This is a genomic window from Streptomyces sp. NPDC028907 (assembly GCF_055564995.1).
The window spans coordinates 194,686-210,119 of the sequence record NZ_JBVHVE010000005.1 but is presented as its reverse complement, the minus strand read 5'-3'; the positions used below and the strand labels follow the sequence as shown (position 1 = coordinate 210,119).

The window sequence follows — 15,434 nt, the reverse complement described above, 5'->3', positions numbered from 1 at the left end:
CGCCGTCCTTCGGGGGCGGGCAGGTGGGGGCTGGTCGCGCGGTTCCCCGCCCCCCTTCTGGAACGCTAGCGGGCTCGCTCCACGCGCCGTTCATCCCATACCGCCTCCGCCGTCTCCCGCACACGACCGTCGCTGCCGAAGACCAGATACCGGTCGAAGGACCGCGCGAACCAGCGGTCGTGCGTGACGGCCAGCACCGTCCCCTCGAAGGCCTCCAGCCCCTCCTGGAGGGCCTCCGCCGACTCCAGGTCGAGGTTGTCGGTCGGCTCGTCGAGGAGGAGCGCGGTGACGCCCTCCAGTTCCAGCAGGAGGATCTGGAAACGGGCCTGCTGCCCGCCGGAGAGACGGTCGAAGGTCTGCTCGGCCTGGTGGGTGAGCTCGTAGCGCCGCAGCCGGGACATCGCCGCACCCCGATCCTGGGCATGCTCCTTCCACAGAATGTCCAGCAGCGTACGACCCATCAGTTCAGGGTGCGCGTGCGTCTGCGCGAAGTGCCCGGGCACGACCCGCGCCCCCAGCTTCCACTCCCCCGTGTGCGCCACGTCCTCACCGGCCAGCAACCGCAGGAAGTGCGACTTGCCGGAACCGTTGGAGCCGAGCACGGCGACACGTTCGCCGTAGAAGACCTCCAACGAGAACGGCTTCATCAGGCCCGTGAGTTCAAGGTTTCCACAGGTGACGGCCCGCACCCCGGTACGCCCGCCCTTGAGCCGCATCCGGATGTCCTGCTCACGCGGCGGCTCCGGCGGCGGCCCCGCCTCCTCGAACTTGCGCAGCCGGGTCTGGGCGGCCCGGTACCGAGAGGCCAGGTCCGCGCTGTTCTCGGCCGCTTGCCGGAGAGTCAGCACCAGCTTCTTCAGCTGGGCGTGCTTCTCGTCCCAGCGCTTGCGCAACTCCTCGAAACGGGCGAAGCGTTCACGCCGGGCGTCGTGATAGGTCGCGAAGCCTCCGCCGTGCACCCAGGCGTCCGCGCCCGCGGGCGAGGGTTCCACGGAGACGATCTTCTCGGCGGCACGGGCGAGGAGTTCACGGTCGTGGGAGACGAAGAGGACCGTCTTGCGCGTCTCCTGCAGCCGCTCCTCCAGCCACCGCTTGCCCGGCACGTCGAGGTAGTTGTCCGGCTCGTCGAGCAGCAGCACCTCGTCGGTGCCCCGCAGCAACGCCTCCAGCACGAGCCGCTTCTGCTCGCCCCCGGACAGGGTCCGCACCTGCCGCCACTGCGCCTTCTCGTACGGCACCCCGAGCGCCGCCGTGGTGCACATGTCCCACAGCGTCTCGGCCTCGTACCCGCGCGCCTCGGCCCAGTCGGCGAGCGCCTGCGCGTACTTCAGCTGGGCCGCCTCGTCGTCGACGGTCATGATGCCGTGCTCGGCGGCGTCCACGGCCTGCGCGGCCTGCCGGATACGTGGCGGCGCGACCGACACCAGCAGATCCCGCACGGTCGTCTCGTCCCGCACGGACCCCACGAACTGCCGCATCACCCCGAGCCCCCCACTCACGGTGACACTGCCCCCGTGCGGCTTCAGCTCCCCGGAGATCAGCCGCAGCAGGGTCGTCTTCCCGGCCCCGTTGGGCCCGACGAGCGCCACGGCGGCCCCTTCCCCCACCCGGAACGACACATCGCCGAGCAGCGCCCTCCCGTCGGGAAGGTAGTACTCGAGATGCGCGGCTTCCAGATGTCCCATAGGGCCGCATTCTGAGGTCGCCGCACGGCACCGGGCAAATACTTATTCACCACGTCCCCCCAGGCAGACAGGCCGACCTCACGACGGAGAACACTCACTTCCAGCCACCGCCCCGGCACCCCCAGCCCGTCCGCCGTTCGAGGACGAGGCCAGGCCGTCCCGATCACCCACCCACCCCAGGGGCTTCCATCCCTGACCCCCACCCACCCGCAGCATGCTCCACCCGCCCCGGCACCCCCAGCCCGTCCGGCGTTTGAGGACGAGGCCCCTTCAGGGCCGATGGCGGGGTCTGGGGCGGCAGCCCCAGTGGGGTCGAAGGGGCGAAGCCCCTTCAAGGGATGGGACGGGTAGGGGCGGCGGGGGCGAGAACCCTAGTCGGGGTCCACCACCCGCCCCGTCGGCCCGCCTTCCCCCACCGGAGCCACCACGGCCCCCGCCCAGGTCAGCGCCTTCCAACCGTCCACCGGCGACCCCTCCAGGATCACCACGCCGGTGTTCTCGAGCGGCCGCGCCGCCGCGAACGGCACATCCACGTTGTCCGCCCGAGCAGCCGTCCAAAGCCGGATCACCGCACCGTGACTGACCATGGCCACCACTCCGGCCCCACTGTCCGCGGCCTCCGAAACCACCGCGTCGTAGCGCGAGAGAACCTCCGCCCCACTCTCACCCCCCGGCATCCGCAGCCCCACGTCCCCGCCCGCCCAGGCGAACACCGTCTTCATGTAGAGCTCACCGTGCTCGTTGTCGCCGCGCAGCATCTCCAGATCCCCCGCAGCCACCTCACGGATCCCGTCCCGCACGAGCACTTCAAGGCCCCGCGCGCCCGCCAACGGGGCGGCGGTGAGCTGGGTGCGGACCAGGGTGGAGGCGTAGACCGCCTCGATGTCCTCGTCGGCCAGAGCCACGGGGAGCGCCGCGGCCTGCTGCTCGCCGAGCGCGGTGAGCCCGGCGCCCGGAACAGCCGTGTCCAGCAGAAAGTCCACGTTGGAGGGCGTCTGGCCGTGGCGGACGAGGAGCAGGCGCATCTACGGGTTCCTCCGTGTGTCGGTCACCGCCGGCCGGACAGCAATCGGCCACTTCAGGGTACCCAGCCCTGTATGAGCCCAGACGTCGACCTCACCGTCCCGAAGCCCGGCCGGCACGCCCTGCGCGACCGGCTCCTCGCCCTCGACTCCCGGTTGTTCGAGTTCGCCGCCGAGCGGAACTGGCCGTATGCCGAGCCGGTCCTGCCGCGGCTGAGCCGCAGCGCGAACCACGGTGTGCTGTGGTTCGCGACGGCCGCCGTGATCGCCGCCAGCCGGACCCCCCGGGCCCGCCGGGCCGCCGCCCGGGGCCTCGCCTCGCTGAGCCTGGCCTCGCTGACCATCAACACCGTGGGCAAGCGGTCGGTACGCCGTCCCCGTCCCGTCCTGGACCCGGTACCGCTGGGCCGGCAGCTGAAGCGACAGCCGATCACCACGTCGTTCCCGTCGGGGCACGCGGCGTCGGCGGCCGCGTTCGTGACCGGAGTCGCGCTGGAGTCGCCCGCCTGGGGCCTGGCGGTGGCTCCGATCGCCTGGTCGGTCGCGCTGTCGCGGGTGTACACCGGCGTCCACTTCCCGAGCGACGTGGCGGCGGGCGCGGCCCTGGGCGCGGGTGCCGCGTTCGCCGTACGGGGCATGGTGCCGACGCGTGACCGGCTGGTGCCGCCGGCCCGGCCCCGTACCGACGTTCCCGCGCTGCCGGACGGGGACGGACTGGTCGTGGTGGCCAACAAGGGGTCGGGCAGCTCCGACCGGGTGCACGCCCTGCTGGATCTGCTGCCGCGCGCCGAGCTCGTCGAGTGCGAACCGGACGACGCCCGGGCGGAGTTGGGCAAGGCGGCGGCCCGGGCCCGGGTGCTCGGCGTGTGCGGCGGCGACGGCACGGTCAACGCGGCGGCCGAGGTGGCCCTGGAGCACGGCCTGCCTCTCGCGGTGCTGCCCGGCGGCACGCTCAACCACTTCGCCTACGACCTGGGCGTGGAGGACGAGCGCGATCTGAGCCGGGCCCTCCAGCGGGGCGAGGCGGTGCGCGTGGACGTGGGCCGATTCACCTGCGACGGACAGCAGGGGGTGTTCCTCAACACGTGCAGCCTCGGTGTGTATCCGGAGCTGGTGCGCGAGCGGGACCGCTTCTCGTCCCGCGTCGGCGCCTGGCCGGCCGGGGTGCTCGCGGCGCTGCGTGTGCTGCGCAGCGACCGCCATCCGCTGCACGCCGAAGTCGCGGGCCGTGCGCACCCGTTGTGGATGCTGTTCGCCGGGAACGGCACCTACCACCGGATGGGCCTCGCCCCCGCGCGGCGCCTGAACCTCGCGGACGGTGTGCTCGACGTACGCGTCGTGCACGGCGGGCGCCGGCCCGCGCTGCGTCTGCTCGCGGCCGCCGCCGCGGGCCCGCTGACCCGGTCCCCGGCCCACGCGGCGGTCCAGGTCGGCCGACTGCACCTGTCCGGCGTCACCCCGGGCGCGCTCCTCGCGTACGACGGCGAAGTCACCGAGGTGGGCGGCGACGTGACGCTGGAGAAGCTGCCGGAGGCGCTGACGGTGTACCGGCCGCTGCCCGGAGCCTGACATGCACTGACACCCTGTCAGTCCGCATAGTAAAACGTCGGTCTCACCATGCGACATGCGGGCGTACCGTGTCGAGTACCGCCCGGCAGGACGAGACGAGGGGAACAGCCATGTCGAAGGCCGACGAGAGCACACCGGAGAACCTGCGGGAGACCGCACGGGAGACCGCCGTCTACACCCACGGGCACCACGAGTCCGTGCTGCGCTCGCACACCTGGCGCACGGCCGCCAACTCGGCCGCCTACCTGCTCCCCTCACTGAAGCCGCACATGCGGATCCTGGACGTGGGCTGCGGTCCGGGCACGATCACCGCCGACCTGGCGGCCCTGGTGCCCGACGGGCGGGTGACCGGTGCCGACCGGGCGCCTGAGATCCTGGAGCAGGCCGGGGCCACGGCGGCCGGCCGCGGGCTGACGAACGTCGACTTCGCGGTCGCCGACGTGCACGCCCTGGACTTCCCGGACGACACCTTCTGCGTCGTCCACGCCCACCAGGTGCTCCAGCACGTCGGCGACCCGGTGGGCGCGCTGCGCGAGATGCGGCGGGTGACGAGGCCCGGCGGGTTCGTCGCGGTCCGCGACTCGGACTACGCGGCCATGACCTGGTATCCGGCGTCCCAGGGCATGGACGCCTGGCTGGACCTGTACCGCCGGGTCGCCCGCGCCAACGGCGGTGAGCCGGACGCCGGGCGGCGGCTGAAGTCCTGGGCACTGCGGGCGGGGCTCACGGACATCGTGGCCACGTCGAGCACCTGGACGTTCTCGACGCCGGACGAACGGGCCTGGTGGAGCGGGCTGTGGGCGGACCGCACGCTGGCCTCGGCGTATGCCGAGCGGGCCACGGAGGGCGGGCACGCGAGCGCTGAGCAGCTGAGGGCCGTCTCGGAGGCGTGGCGGGAGTGGGGCCGGCAGGAAGAAGGCTGGTTCAGTGTTCTGCACGGGGAGATTCTGTGCCGTAAAGATGCCTGAATCGCGATTTCCTGGAAACACGGTGTGCAGGAGGTCAAAAAACAATGGTACCTATTCTGCTCGTGCTGTTGCTGGCCCTGATTCTCTTCGGCGCCGGATTCGCACTGAAGGCGCTGTGGTGGATCGCGATCGTGGTTCTGGTGCTGTGGCTCCTGGGTTTCGTGATGCGCGGCACCACCGCGGCAGGGGGCCGGGGTCGCTGGTATCGATGGTGAATCCGAGTTAGTTCTCACTCCCGGGAAAAGCCCCCGGGAAAAGCGTTGGTTCCTCACTCCCGGGGAAGCAACGGCCCCAGCGGCCCGAGGTCCAGGTTCAGGTCCTCGGGCCGCAGCCCGTACCGCTCGCGCAGCTCGGTCATCCGGTCGTCCAGCAGCATCAGCGTGAGCCCGATCCGCTCCTCCTGCTCCTCGCTCAGATCACCCGTGTCGAAGCGGCGCAGCGCCTGGCGCTCCATGAGCTGGCGCAGCAGTTCCACGACGGTCAGGACGAGTTTCACGAGGTCGCGTTCCACGGTGTCGGGGTCGAGGTCCAGTCGGTTGCGGTGGGACGTCACGCCGGCTCCCCCCAGGGCGACGGGACCTGCTCGTCGACCGAGCTGATCAGTGCGTTCAGGTCGATCCGGACGAGGTCGACGTCCGCGATCCGCAGGGTGATGTCCCCGGTGACGACGACGCCCCCGGAGAGCAGCCGGTCGAGCAGGTCCACGAGGGCGATCTCGCGGCGTTCGACGGCGGTCACGGTTCCACCTCCGGCTCCTCCGCGAACTCCCCGGTGAAGGAATACGCCGCCCAGGGTCCGGTGAGTTCGACCCGGATTCCGGGGGCGTCGTCCTTCTCCCGGTCCACCAGTTCGACGAATTCCTCGGAATCCCCGCGCGGCACCAGATAGGCGGCGTTCAGCATGTTCTGCCCGGAAGCGCCGGAAAGCGCGGCGCTCTGCGGGGCATGCAGCCGGGAATCCTCGGCGAAAGCGGAGAGCGTTTCGTGCAGTCGGCCGGAGAATGCGGCCGCCTTCTGCCATACGTCCTCACGCGCCCGCGTCTGCATGCGGCGCTGCCGCAGATAGTCGCGACCGGACACGGCCCCACGCCCGGTCCCGCCGCCCTGCGCGCCCTCGCCCGGCTGGTCGGCCTCGGTGGGCTCCGGCTCGGCGTACACCTTCACGCCCCACTCGACGCGCCCCTCCAGGCGGTCGAGGATGCGCCGGAAGTCGTCCTCGCGGGCCTCGATCATGGTCCGTACGCCGCTGTCGTCCCGGAAGACGGTGGCCAGCCGGAGCGGCAGTGGGGTGGTGACGGCGGTGAGCGCGTCGATGACCGTCTGGTGGGCGCGGGCCGTGGCGGTGAGCCACTCCATGTCCTCCAGGTGGGCGCGCAGCGGCTCCTCGGCGAAGTCCGTCTCGGGCACCGAACTGACGACGGCGATCAGGCCGTGGTGCGTCAGCTGCTTGGGCGGCGACCCCGCCACCCCCGTCAGCTGCCGCTGGAGGGCCGAGCGAAAGGGACGGCAGATGGCGTAGACGTAGCGCAGTCCGGTCATGAGGCCTCCTCCTGTCCCCGAGCGGGCTCCAGCTGGGCCAGCCGCTCGCGCAACTCGGCGTTCTCCCGGGCCAGTTCGTCACGGCGGGCGCGCGTCGAGAGCGCCGGGTCGTCCTCCCACCAGTCGATGCCCATCTCCTTCGCCTTGTCGACGGAGGCGACGATGAGCCGCAGCTTGATCGTGAGGAGTTCGATGTCGAGCAGGTTGATCCGGATGTCACCGGCGATGACGACGCCCTTGTCGAGCACGCGCTCCAGGATGTCGGCGAGGTTGGCGCCGCTGTCGTGGCCGTAGGGCTGGGGCAGCCGCCCGGGCGTGGTCATCGGCGGCTCCCGCCACCGGCGTACTCGGCCTCGTCCTCGGGCTCCTCCTCGGATTCCTCCTCGGCCTCGTACTCGGGCTCGGACTCGGGCTCGGACTCGGACTCGGGCTGTTCGTCCGCGTACTCCTCCTCCGTGTCGTACTCGCCCTCCGGTTCCTCACCGTCCTCGTCCGCGTACTCCCTGTCGTCGTCCGGGTACTCGCCGTTCTCGTCATCCGCGTACGCGGCTTCGCCTTCTTCCTCCTCCCCTCCTTGGTACGCCTCCTCGTCCTCCTCCGCGACCGCGTCCTCGTGGCTGCGGACGACCTCGCCGTCGCGGATCTCGCCGCGCCAGCCGGCCTCGGCCTCTCCCTTGAGGGTGATGTAGCGGACGTAGTTCTTGAGGTCGAGCCGGGCGCGGCGGCCCTGGGCGCGCCAGAGGTTGCCGGTCTTCTCGAAGAGTCCCTTGGGGTAGTACTCGACGACGAGCAGGACGCGGGTGAGGTTGTCGGCGAGCCGGTGGAAGGAGACGACGCCCTTCGTGGTGCCCTTGGCGCCCTCGGACGTCCAGGCGATGCGGTCGTCGGGCGTCTGCTCGGTGGTGTGCGCCTTCCAGCTGCGGTTGGACCAGAACACCTTCAGCTGCCAGTCGGAGGTCGTGTCGTCGGCGCGGTTCGCGCTCTTCACGCCCTTCGCGAAGGTGCTGAAGTCCTGGTACTGGGTCCACTGGTCGTACGCGGTGCGCAGCGGGACGCCGACGTCGACGTACTCGAGGATGACGGTGGGCTTCTTGCCCGCCCCACCCTTGCTCTTGCCCTTGCCGCCGCCGAGGTTCTTCAGCGCTTCGGTCACGTTGTCCTTGGCGCGGGAGGCGCCGAGCTCCAGCGCGCTGCGCAGGGGCCCCTTGCCCTCGGCGAGCTTGCGGCCGCCGTCCAGGGCGAGCTGGGCGAAGCCGGGGCTGTTGCCCTCGGCGATGTCGGTCAGCTTGACCGTGGCCTGCCCGAGTTTCTGGCCTGCGCCGGTCAGCAGCCGGGTGGCCTGGGCGGCGAGGTACTCGCGCAGTTCGGCCTTGAGCCGGTCGGCGGCCTCGCCGCGGGCCACGCCGCTGAGTGTCTCGGTCATCGCTCGTCACCGCCCTTCGGCAGCCGGGAGCGCGCGCCGCGGGCGGCACCGCGTGACGCGGCTGCCGTCTTCTTGGCGGCGGGCTTCCTGTTCGCTGTCTTCTTCGCCGCGGCCGTCTTCTTCGCAGCGGTCTTCTTGGCCGGAGCCTTCTTCGCCCCGGTCTTCTTGGCCGGCGCGGGCGCCTTCTTCGCCGGAGCCTTCTTCGCCGCCTTCTTCCGGCGCGGCCGCTCCTGCGCCTCGGGCTCCTCCTCGGTGTCCGTGTCCTCCGGCTCGTCCGGCCCCTCGGACTCCTCGGGCTCCTCGTCGTCCGGACCGAGGTCGGGCACCTCGGTCCCCACCCCGGCCAGCTGGTCCCGCACCTGTGCGGTGCGCCCGTGCAGCCGGTCGGCGAAGGCGTCGAGCTGTCGCTCGACCATGGCGCCGGACGCCGCCTTGCCCACGCCGCGCAGGTCCTCGCGCAGCTGGTCCCCGAGCTCCTTGAACTGCGGGTTGTTCTGGAGCTGCTGGGACACCAGGTCCGCGAGCGCCCGCGGGCTCAGCTGCATGCGCTTGCCGGCCACCAACGTGCCTACGGCGAACGCCAGTTTCAGCTTCTTCGTACGTCCGAGGACGTATCCGGCCCCTACCGCGAGGCCGAGTCCCACTCGGTTCATCGTGCCGTCCCCTCAGTTGCCCGTACCGTGCGCGAGGGCGATCTCCAGCCGGTCGAGGAGTTCGTCCTCCCGGCGGTCGAACTCGTCCTCGTCGATCTCACCGGACGTCAACTGCTCCTCCAGCGCGGCCAGTTCCGCCCGCACGGTCGCCGGGTCGTAGTAGAGGCGCTCCGCCTCCTCCAGGACCTGTCTGATCACCCACGCGCTGCCGCGCACCGGCGCGAACGGCAGCAGCACCACCTCTCCGATCAGTCCCACGGCCTCACTCCTCCGCGCTCTCCGCGCCGGTCATGGTCCCCGCGGGCTCGGCCGGGCCGGGATCGACGAAGCTGTACGGCGGCAGCGGGCCGTTGACGCGCAGTTCGAGGTGCGGATGGCCCTTGCGGAGCTGTTCCACGGCCGCGAGGAAGGTCTCGACGCCTTCGCGGGCCACCAGGAACGACACGTTGGCGAGCCAGCCGGAGGAGTCGGGGCCGACGCTGACCGCGTCCGCCGCCGGTTCCAGGGTGTGCTGGACGTCGGTCGCGTCCTCGGCCTCCTGGGCCTTGACCGCGGCGACCACCATCTCGCCGAGCCGCAGCCGCTCCTCGTAAGTGCCGCCGCCGGCCTGCCGATTGGCCTCCGTCAGGGACCGGATCTCCGGGTTCTCCGACAGTACGCGGTGCAGCACGGCCTCTTCGGCGTGGCTGGCCTTGATGTTGTACTCGACCGTGCCGTCCAGGGCCGTGAGGCGTTCCTTGTAGTGCTCGGCGCGCTCGGCGAGGACCGAGGTGACCGCGTCGTCGTCGGGGGCGATGCTCCCGAACCGCATGGGCAGCACGCACCCGGCCGCGCCCGCCTCGGCGAGCACGTTCGAGTGGGCGAGCAGTTCCTTGCGCTTGGGGCGCAGTCCTTCGGGGGCGTCGCTGACGAGCGCGGCCAGGTCGCCCCGCTTCAGGACGCGTACCGGGCTGGGCGGGTCGCCGACGCCGCCCACGGCGCTCGGGAGGGAGGGGTGCGAGCTCGCGGTGATGCCGTACACGTACGTGCTCACTCCTGCTCCTCCTTCCGGCGCGACGCGGTGGACTTGCGGGCGCGCGGCTTGGGCTCGCGCTCGCCTTCGTCCCGCGCCTGCTTGAAGGCGTCGGAGATGGTCTCGGCTGCGCCGGACAGCGCCCCCTTGGACTTGCCGCGCGCACCGGACTCGGTGATCTCGCCGACCAGGTCGGGCAGGCCCGGGTCCTTGCGCGGGCCTGCCTCCAGGTCGAGCCGGTTGCACGCCTCGGCGAAGCGGAGATAGGTGTCGACGCTGGCGACGACGACCCGTACGTCGATCTTGAGGATCTCGATGCCGACGAGGGAGACCCGTACGAACGCGTCGATGACGAGCCCCCTGTCGAGGACGAGCTCCAGGACGTCGTAGAGGCCGCTGCTGCCGCCTCCGCCTCCGGTCTGCTGTGCCGGGACAACGGTCATGCCGGCCGTTCCTCCTTGTCTGGGGATGGTGTGCAGGGCGTGGGCGGGCGGCCTAACGGCCGCCGGGCCTGTGTGCGTCGGACCGTCCGCGTTCGTAGCGGCGGACACGGCGGTAGCCGGTGAGCTGTCCCTGCTGGTCGAGGTCGACCTGGTAGCTCGCCATCAGGCTCATCGTGTCGGGGACACGGGCCAGCTCCAGGACCTCGATCTCCAGCACCCAGCCGTCCTCGGTCTGTTCGAACGAAGACACCGTCTCCGCGGCTTTGCCGGTGAGCTCGGCGAGCTGGGCGCGCGCCTGGCGCAGCACCTCCATGGGGCTCGGCATGTCGTCCGCCCCGCCCTGTCGTTGTCTGGATGATTTGGGTGAGTTCTGTGAATCAGTCATGGGCGCCTCCCACGGCGAGTGGCCCGGAAGGCGTCGGCCAAACCCATGAGTTCGCGTGGGTCGGCCACGAAGCGCGTCAACCACGAAGTCCGTCGAGCCTGCGCCGGGCGGGTCCCAGGGCGCGGGGACGGCTCATCACCCCCGCCCAGGGGTTGGTGCGGGCCTGGTCCACGGCGTCCGCGATGGTCCAGCGGCGGGCGTCGAGGTCCGGGTCGTCCAGCTCGGCCCAGGTCAGGGGCGTGGCCACGGGGGCGCCGGGCCGGGGGCGCACGGTGAAGGGCGCGACCGCGGTCTGGGCGTAGGCGTTGCGCTGGACGTCGAGGTAGAGACGGTCGCCGCGGTCCTTCTTGCGGGCGGCGGTGGTGAGCCGGTCCGGGTGGGCGTCGACAAGGGTGTCGGCGACGTCCCGGGCGAACCGGCGTACCTGGTCGAAGTCCTGTTCCCCCTTCAGCGGTACGACGACGTGAAGGCCGCGTGACCCGGTGGTCATCAGGGCCGACGGAAGCTTCAGCGAGTCGAGCAGCTCGCCGAGCAGACCGGCGGCTTCCCGGACCGGCTCGAAGTCGTCCTCGGCCGGGTCGAGGTCGAAGACCATCCGGTCGGGGCAGTCGATCCGGCCGGTGCGCGACAGCCAGCGGTGCAGGGTGAGACAGGCCTGGTCAGCGAGGTAGACGAGGGTCGCCACGTCGTCGCAGACCGTGTGGGTCACGGTGCCGTCCTCCTTGGCGACCTCGGCCCGGGTGATCCAGTCCGGGTAGTGGTCCGGGGTGTTCTTCTGCATGAACCGCGGCCCGTCGACGCCGTCGGGGTGGCGTTCCAGCATCAGCGGACGGCCACGCAGGTGCGGCAGCATGAACTCGGCGACGGACCGGTAGTAGTCGACGAGGTCGCCCTTGGTGTACTCCTTCGCGCCCCCGTCCCCGGGAAAGAGCACCTTGTCGACGCGTTTGACCTCGACGGTACGGCGCCCCGCCCGCACCTGCCTCGTATCGTCGCCGCCTCCGGTCACCGTACGACCGCCTCCTCCACCAGCAGTTTCCCCGCGGCGGCGATGGACGCGGCGTCGATGCCCGCGGCGTGCAGCTGCTCGTCCGGGGAGGCCGAGCCGGGCATCCTGCGGACGGCGAGGCGCACCAGGCGCGGCACCGGGCGGCCGTCGAGGAACGCGTCGAGGACGGCGTCGCCGAGGCCGCCCTCCTCGTGGTGGTCCTCCACGGTGACCAGACAGCCGGTCTCCTCGGCGGCCCGGCGCAGGGTGGCCCGGTCGACGGGCTTGACGGAGTAGAGGTCGACGACCCTGATCTGGATGCCGTCGCGGGCCAGGGTGTCGGCGGCGGTGAGCGCCTCGTGCACGGTGACGCCGGCCGCGACGACGGTCAGCCGGTCGTGGTCACCGGAGCGCAGCACCTTGCTGCCGCCGACCGGGAACTCCTCGTCAGGTCCGTAGATCACCGGGGCGGCGCCGCGCGAGGTGCGCAGATAGCGAACGCCCTCCAGGCCGGCCATGGCGGCGACGAGCTGCGCGGTCTGGTTGGCGTCGCACGGGTACAGCACGGTCGAGCCGTGCACTGCGCGCATCATCGCCAGGTCCTCCAGGCCCATCTGGCTCGGCCCGTCCTGTCCGATGGCGACGCCCGCGTGCGAGCCGACGAGGTTGACGCCGGCGCCGCTGACCGACGCCATGCGAACGAAGTCGTGGGCGCGGGTGAGGAAGGCCGCGAACGTGGAGGCGTACGGCACCCAGCCGCGGGTCGCGAGCCCCACCGCGGCGGCGACCATCTGCTGCTCGGCGATGTAGCACTCGAAGAACCGGTCGGGGTGTTCCTTGGCGAAGAACTCGGCGCGGGTGGAGTCGCTCACCTCGCCGTCGAGGGCGACGACGTCACCGCGTCCGGTGCCGAGCGCGGCGAGCGCCTCGCCGTAGGCGTTGCGGGTGGCGACCTCCTCCCCCTTGTCCCAGCGGGGAAGTTCGACGTGTCCGGCGCGTACGGCGTGCAGCATGCGGGTCGCGGGCGGTTCGTGGACCCGGACGCGCAGGTCGCGCCGTCCGCCGAGTTCCGCGATGGCCTCGTCGGCGTCCGGCAGCGGCTTGCCGTGCAGTCCCTCGCGGTCCTCGACGGCTTGGACGCCCTTGCCCTTGAGGGTGCGGGCGAGGATCACGGTGGGCTGTCCGACGGTGGACCGGGCCTCCCCGTACGCGCGGTCGATGGCGTCCACGTCGTGCCCGTCGACCTCGACGGTGTGCCAGCCGAAGGCCTGGAAGCGGCGGGCGTAGGCGTCGAGGTCGTGCCCGTGCCGGGTCGGCCCGCGCTGGCCGAGCCGGTTCACGTCGACGATCGCGGTGAGGTTGTCCAGATGCTCGTAGGCCGCGTGCTCGGCGGCCTCCCACACGGATCCCTCGGCGAGTTCGCTGTCCCCGCACAGCACCCACACCCGGTACCCGCTCCGGTCCAGCCGCTTCCCGGCCAGCGCGATGCCGACACCGATCGGCAGTCCCTGCCCGAGCGACCCCGTCGCGGTCTCCACCCACGGCAGCTGCCTCGGCGTCGGATGCCCTTCGAGCCGGCTGCCGAGCTTGCGGAAGGTGACCAGCTCGCCGTCCTCGATGGCGTCCGCGGCCTTGAACGCGGAGTACAGCAGGGGCGAGGCGTGTCCCTTGGACAGCACGAAGCGGTCGTTGCCGGGGTGCGCCGGCCGGTCGATGTCGTAACGCAGATGCTCCGCGAGGAGTACGGCCATCAGATCCGCGGCGGACATCGACGACGTCGGATGCCCGGATCCCGCGGCGTCGGAGGCACGCACACTGTCCACACGCAACTGTTGGGCCAGTTCGACGAGTTCAGCGGTGTTCATGGGTCTCCTGGTCTCCTTCAGAAGGCTGGCGGGAGCGGGGTTCGGGGGCTATGGGGGCGTCCGGATGCGGCTTGTGGACGGCCGGGGATCCGGGAGGTGCTTCGCGGTCCGCGGAGGTACCGGCTCCCGGCTCCCGGCCCGCTCGCAGATCGGGGCGCGTCACCGGGCCGGGCGGTTCGTGGTGCTTGCCGGCGTCTGGGTCCCGGACGGGATCGAGCGGCTCGGATCCGGTCGCGGGGCGGCCGGGCCCCGGACTCGTGGCGGGTTCACCGGCAGGCTGGTTCTTCGCGGGCTCCCCGCCAGGCTGGTTCTTCGCGGGCTCCCCGCCAGGCCGGGTCTTCGCCGGGTCGGTGCTCGGCTGCCGCCCTTGCGCGGACTCGGGCTCACGTCCGGACGCCCCGGGGTTCGGTCGCGCTGAGGGGGCGGGCGCCTTCTCCGGCCGGCCCGGCGTGCGCGCCAGCTCCGGCGAGGCGGTGTCCAGCGGCACCGACCACGCACGCACCAGCCCCAACTGGACGGCCTGGCGCGGGAGTACGGCGTCCAGGAGCCAGTCGGCGGCGACGCGGACGCGGTTGCCGGGCATCGCGGCGAGGTGGTAGCCGCGGGTGACGGCGCCCGCCGCCACGCCGGAGAGGTGGATGCCGAGTGGGTTGGCGGCCGCCTTGACGCCGCCGAGGTCCACGACGAAGCCCATGTCGCGGTGGCGGTAGGGGCGCCGCTCGCCGTGCCCCAGGGACGCGGCGACGTTGTGGGCCACGGTCTTGCCCTGCCGCCAGGCGTGCTGGGCGGTCATCGGCGTGTACTCGCCGGGCTTCTCCAGGTCGGGCACGGCCGCCCCGTCCCCGGCGGCGAACACCTCGGGCCGGCCCGGCACCTGGAGGTGCGGGTCCACGAGGAGCCGCCCCCGCTCCAGGGGCAGGCCGAGGGACTCGGCGAGCGGATCGGGCCGTACGCCGACGCACCACACCAGCGTGCGGGTGTCGACGGACTCGCCGTCGGTCAGCAGCACCCCACCGTGCGTGGCCTCCTTCACGGAGGTGCCCATCCGCACCTCCACGCCCCGCTCACGCAGCACCCGGTCGGCGGTGCGGGAGAGCCTCGGCTCCAGTTCGGGCAGCACGCGGTCGGCGATGTCGAGCAGCAGCCAGCGCGGCCGCATACCGGCCCGCAGGGGGTGTTTGCGCACCTGGGCGTCGGTGAACAGCTGGCCCTGCGCGGCGACCTCCGTACCGGTGTATCCGGCACCCACCACGACGAAGGTGCACCGCGCGGCGCAGCTCTCGGGGTCGTCGGCGGCGGCCGCCAGCTCCACCTGCCGGGTCACGTGGTCGCGCAGGTACAGCGCCTCGGGCAGGCCGCGGAAGCCGTGCGCGTGCTCGGCGACGCCGGGGATGGGCAGCAGCTTGTTGACGCTGCCCGCGGCGAGGATCAGCCGGTCGAAGGGCAGGCTGCCGGCGTCGCCCTCGGGGCCGGTGTAGTGGACGGTGTGCCCGTCGAGGTCGATGGAGTCGGCCTCGCCCAGCACGAGCCGGACATGGGGCAGGGTGCCGGAGAGGGAGACGGTCACCCGGCGCGGTTCCAGGATGCCGGCGGCGACCTGGGGCAGCAGGGGCAGGTACAGGAAGTAGTCGGTCGGGTTCAGCAGGGCGATGTCGGCCTTCTCCCGGGTGAGCCGGGAGAGCGTGCGGGCCGCCCGGTACCCGGCGAATCCGGCGCCGACGATCACGATGCGGGGTCGACTCACGGTGTGCCTCCGGGGCTGTCGCGTACCTCGGGAGCCTTCCGCGTCCCCCTGGTCAAGGCCCCCAAACGTCGCCCGCGGGCAGCGCCGGTCTCCGGCACGCCGGCCTGTACATCCCGCTTCCGGCCCGGTTTCCCGCCCG

General features: G+C 72.0%; 18 protein-coding genes. 3 read left to right on the top strand and 15 right to left on the bottom strand.

The window, feature by feature from the left end; translation table 11 throughout:
* Window positions 1-65: 65 nt before the first annotated feature.
* Together ACZ4UU_RS16960 and ACZ4UU_RS16955 are read right to left on the bottom strand one after the other, a co-directional pair.
* Window positions 66-1,685: an ABC-F family ATP-binding cassette domain-containing protein gene (locus tag ACZ4UU_RS16960; RefSeq protein WP_468040573.1), complete on the bottom strand. Its 1,620-nt coding sequence runs from the start codon at window positions 1,683-1,685 to the stop codon at window positions 66-68.
* Between the two features lie 371 nt (window positions 1,686-2,056).
* On the bottom strand, window positions 2,057-2,710 hold the full coding sequence (locus ACZ4UU_RS16955) for a histidine phosphatase family protein (RefSeq protein WP_468040571.1): 654 nt from the start codon (window positions 2,708-2,710) through the stop codon (window positions 2,057-2,059).
* A 72-nt stretch (window positions 2,711-2,782) separates the two neighbouring features.
* Here ACZ4UU_RS16955 and ACZ4UU_RS16950 point away from each other — a divergent pair, with 72 nt between their 5' ends.
* From ACZ4UU_RS16950 to ACZ4UU_RS16940, 3 genes are all read left to right on the top strand, one after another.
* Window positions 2,783-4,276 (top strand): phosphatase PAP2 family protein, encoded by a 1,494-nt coding sequence (locus ACZ4UU_RS16950; protein ID WP_468040570.1) that lies wholly within the window; start codon window positions 2,783-2,785, stop codon window positions 4,274-4,276.
* Window positions 4,277-4,386: 110 nt separating this feature from the next.
* On the top strand, window positions 4,387-5,244 hold the full coding sequence (locus ACZ4UU_RS16945) for a methyltransferase domain-containing protein (RefSeq protein WP_468040568.1): 858 nt from the start codon (window positions 4,387-4,389) through the stop codon (window positions 5,242-5,244).
* A 44-nt stretch (window positions 5,245-5,288) separates the two neighbouring features.
* Window positions 5,289-5,459 (top strand): hypothetical protein, encoded by a 171-nt coding sequence (locus ACZ4UU_RS16940; RefSeq protein ID WP_062716500.1) that lies wholly within the window; start codon window positions 5,289-5,291, stop codon window positions 5,457-5,459.
* Between the two features lie 53 nt (window positions 5,460-5,512).
* Here ACZ4UU_RS16940 and ACZ4UU_RS16935 read toward each other — a convergent pair whose 3' ends face one another.
* The 13 genes from ACZ4UU_RS16935 to ACZ4UU_RS16875 all read right to left on the bottom strand — a co-directional run bounded on the left by ACZ4UU_RS16935 (window position 5,513) and on the right by ACZ4UU_RS16875 (window position 15,295).
* Window positions 5,513-5,797 (bottom strand): gas vesicle protein K, encoded by a 285-nt coding sequence (locus ACZ4UU_RS16935; RefSeq protein ID WP_383449305.1) that lies wholly within the window; start codon window positions 5,795-5,797, stop codon window positions 5,513-5,515.
* Window positions 5,794-5,982, bottom strand: a complete 189-nt coding sequence (locus ACZ4UU_RS16930; protein ID WP_468040566.1) for a gas vesicle protein — start codon at window positions 5,980-5,982, stop codon at window positions 5,794-5,796. Before ACZ4UU_RS16930 ends, ACZ4UU_RS16935 begins: the two co-directional genes overlap by 4 nt.
* Entirely contained in the window at window positions 5,979-6,782 is an 804-nt protein-coding gene (locus ACZ4UU_RS16925) for a GvpL/GvpF family gas vesicle protein (protein ID WP_468040565.1), read from the bottom strand. Before ACZ4UU_RS16925 ends, ACZ4UU_RS16930 begins: the two co-directional genes overlap by 4 nt.
* Window positions 6,779-7,105, bottom strand: a complete 327-nt coding sequence (locus ACZ4UU_RS16920; RefSeq protein WP_468040563.1) for a gas vesicle protein — start codon at window positions 7,103-7,105, stop codon at window positions 6,779-6,781. The genes ACZ4UU_RS16925 and ACZ4UU_RS16920 overlap by 4 nt, the downstream gene beginning before the upstream one ends.
* Complete coding sequence (locus ACZ4UU_RS16915) at window positions 7,102-8,205, bottom strand: SRPBCC family protein (protein WP_468040561.1); 1,104 nt, start codon at window positions 8,203-8,205, stop codon at window positions 7,102-7,104. The genes ACZ4UU_RS16920 and ACZ4UU_RS16915 overlap by 4 nt, the downstream gene beginning before the upstream one ends.
* The gene (locus ACZ4UU_RS16910; protein ID WP_468040560.1) at window positions 8,202-8,858 is read right to left on the bottom strand and encodes a DNA primase; all 657 of its coding nucleotides are present in this window, start codon (window positions 8,856-8,858) and stop codon (window positions 8,202-8,204) included. Before ACZ4UU_RS16910 ends, ACZ4UU_RS16915 begins: the two co-directional genes overlap by 4 nt.
* A gap of 12 nt (window positions 8,859-8,870) precedes the next feature.
* Window positions 8,871-9,116, bottom strand: coding sequence for a gas vesicle protein GvpG (locus ACZ4UU_RS16905; RefSeq protein ID WP_468040558.1), 246 nt, complete (start codon window positions 9,114-9,116; stop codon window positions 8,871-8,873).
* 4 nt (window positions 9,117-9,120) lie between these two features.
* Window positions 9,121-9,891: a GvpL/GvpF family gas vesicle protein gene (locus ACZ4UU_RS16900; protein WP_468040556.1), complete on the bottom strand. Its 771-nt coding sequence runs from the start codon at window positions 9,889-9,891 to the stop codon at window positions 9,121-9,123.
* A complete protein-coding gene (locus tag ACZ4UU_RS16895; protein ID WP_383449313.1) occupies window positions 9,888-10,313 on the bottom strand; it encodes a gas vesicle structural protein GvpA in 426 nt (141 codons plus the stop codon). The genes ACZ4UU_RS16900 and ACZ4UU_RS16895 overlap by 4 nt, the downstream gene beginning before the upstream one ends.
* Before the next feature lie 52 nt (window positions 10,314-10,365).
* A complete protein-coding gene (locus ACZ4UU_RS16890) occupies window positions 10,366-10,698 on the bottom strand; it encodes a gas vesicle protein GvpO (protein ID WP_468040554.1) in 333 nt (110 codons plus the stop codon).
* Between the two features lie 76 nt (window positions 10,699-10,774).
* A complete protein-coding gene (ligD, locus tag ACZ4UU_RS16885) occupies window positions 10,775-11,707 on the bottom strand; it encodes a non-homologous end-joining DNA ligase (protein ID WP_468040552.1) in 933 nt (310 codons plus the stop codon).
* Window positions 11,704-13,551, bottom strand: a complete 1,848-nt coding sequence (locus tag ACZ4UU_RS16880) for a transketolase (RefSeq protein WP_468040550.1) — start codon at window positions 13,549-13,551, stop codon at window positions 11,704-11,706. The genes ligD and ACZ4UU_RS16880 overlap by 4 nt, the downstream gene beginning before the upstream one ends.
* The gene (locus ACZ4UU_RS16875) at window positions 13,538-15,295 is read right to left on the bottom strand and encodes an NAD(P)/FAD-dependent oxidoreductase (protein ID WP_468040549.1); all 1,758 of its coding nucleotides are present in this window, start codon (window positions 15,293-15,295) and stop codon (window positions 13,538-13,540) included. Before ACZ4UU_RS16875 ends, ACZ4UU_RS16880 begins: the two co-directional genes overlap by 14 nt.
* Window positions 15,296-15,434: the final 139 nt, after the last annotated feature.